The organism is Exiguobacterium sp. KRL4, assembly GCF_001870785.1.
GTDB lineage: Bacteria > Bacillota > Bacilli > Exiguobacteriales > Exiguobacteriaceae > Exiguobacterium_A.
Genome location: NZ_MOLV01000030.1, coordinates 1 through 2,500, shown reverse-complemented (window position 1 = coordinate 2,500; position 2,500 = coordinate 1). Strand labels below are relative to the sequence as shown.

Annotated in this window: 1 rRNA gene (cut by a window edge); it reads left to right on the top strand. The window is 54.3% G+C overall.

Annotated features, from left to right (window positions below):
- Positions 1–2,458, top strand: a 23S ribosomal RNA gene (locus BLD48_RS14275); it begins 458 nt to the left of the window's first position.
- Positions 2,459–2,500: the final 42 nt, after the last annotated feature.

The window sequence follows — 2,500 nt, the reverse complement described above, 5'->3', positions numbered from 1 at the left end:
ACCATCTCCCAAGGCTAAATACTCCCTAGTGACCGATAGTGAACCAGTACCGTGAGGGAAAGGTGAAAAGCACCCCGGAAGGGGAGTGAAATAGATCCTGAAACCGTATGCCTACAAGTAGTCAGAGCCCGTTAATGGGTGATGGCGTGCCTTTTGTAGAATGAACCGGCGAGTTACGATAGCGCGCGAGGTTAAGCTGATGAGGCGGAGCCGTAGCGAAAGCGAGTCTGAATAGGGCGCCATAGTGCGTTGTCGTAGACCCGAAACCAGGTGATCTACCCATGTCCAGGATGAAGGTCAGGTAACACTGACTGGAGGTCCGAACCCACGCACGTTGAAAAGTGCGGGGATGAGGTGTGGGTAGCGGTGAAATGCCAATCGAACCTGGAGATAGCTGGTTCTCCCCGAAATAGCTTTAGGGCTAGCCTCGAGGTTGAGAGTTCCGGAGGTAGAGCACTGATTGGACTAGGGGCCCCCACAGGGTTACCGAATTCAGTTAAACTCCGAATGCCGGCAACTTATACTCGGGAGTCAGACTGCGAGTGATAAGATCCGTAGTCAAGAGGGAAACAGCCCAGACCGCCAGCTAAGGTCCCAAAGTGTATGTTAAGTGGAAAAGGATGTGGCGCTGCCTAGACAGCTAGGATGTTGGCTTAGAAGCAGCCACCATTCAAAGAGTGCGTAATAGCTCACTAGTCGAGTGGCGCCGCGCCGAAAATGTAACGGGGCTAAACATACCACCGAAGCTGCGGATTCCGTAAGGAATGGTAGGGGAGCGTTCCAAACCGCTGTGAAGCTGTACCGTAAGGAGCAGTGGAGCGTTTGGAAGTGAGAATGCCGGTGTGAGTAGCGAAAAGAGGGGTGAGAATCCCCTCCGTCGAAAGCCCAAGGTTTCCTGAGGAAGGCTCGTCCGCTCAGGGTTAGTCTGGACCTAAGCCGAGGCCGAAAGGCGTAGGCGATGGATAACAGGTTGATATTCCTGTACCACCGATCCACCGTTTGAACAATGGGGGGACGCAGGAGGATAGTGACGCATGCGGATGGAAGTGCATGTGTAAGTTTCGAGACCGTCTGATTGGCAAATCCGTCAGGCATCAAAGTCGAGGAACGATGCGGAGTCCCGTAGGGACGAAGGTCACGATTTCACACTGCCAAGAAAAGCCTCTAGTGAGGTGGAAGGTGCCAGTACCGTAAACCGACACAGGTAGGCGGGATGAGAATTCTAAGACGCGCGGGATAACTCTCGTTAAGGAACTCGGCAAAATGGTCCCGTAACTTCGGGAGAAGGGACGCTCTACATTGAGTAGAGCCGCAGTGAATAGGCCCAAACGACTGTTTAGCAAAAACACAGGTCTCTGCTAAATCGCAAGATGACGTATAGGGGCTGACGCCTGCCCGGTGCTGGAAGGTTAAGGGGATGGGTTAGCGCAAGCGAAGCTTTGAACCGAAGCCCCAGTAAACGGCGGCCGTAACTATAACGGTCCTAAGGTAGCGAAATTCCTTGTCGGGTAAGTTCCGACCCGCACGAAAGGCGTAACGATTTGGGCACTGTCTCAACGAGAGACCCGGTGAAATCATAGTACCTGTGAAGATGCAGGTTACCCGCGACAGGACGGAAAGACCCCATGGAGCTTTACTACAGCCTGATATTGAGGCTTTGTGCATGATGTACAGGATAGGCGGGAGACGTCGAGACCGGAGCGCCAGCTTCGGAGGAGTCACCCTTGGGATACCGCCCTTCATGCATAGAGTCTCTAACTCGCAGCCGTCATCCGGCTGGAGGACCGTGTCAGGCGGGTAGTTTGACTGGGGCGGTCGCCTCCTAAACAGTAACGGAGGCGCCCAAAGGTTCCCTCAGAATGGTTGGAAATCATTCGTAGAGCGCAAAGGCAGAAGGGAGCTTGACTGCGAGACCTACAAGTCGAGCAGGGACGAAAGTCGGGCTTAGTGATCCGGTGGTTCCGCATGGAAGGGCCATCGCTCAACGGATAAAAGCTACCCTGGGGATAACAGGCTGATCTCCCCCAAGAGTCCACATCGACGGGGAGGTTTGGCACCTCGATGTCGGCTCATCGCATCCTGGGGCTGGAGTAGGTCCCAAGGGTTGGGCTGTTCGCCCATTAAAGCGGTACGCGAGCTGGGTTCAGAACGTCGTGAGACAGTTCGGTCCCTATCCGTCGTGGGCGCAGGAAATTTGAGGAGAGCTGTCCTTAGTACGAGAGGACCGGGATGGACGCACCGCTGGTGTACCAGTTGTTCCGCCAGGAGCATCGCTGGGTAGCTACGTGCGGACGGGATAAATGCTGAAAGCATCTAAGCATGAAGCCCCCTCCAAGATGAGATTTCCCTTTGAGTAATCAAGAAAGACCCCTCAGAGACGATGAGGTAGATAGGTCACGGGTGGAAGCATGGCGACATGCGGAGCTGAGTGATACTAATCGGTCGAGGCCTTGTTCTAGCAGATGATCTTGTTGATGACTTCAGTTTTGAGGGCGCGAGC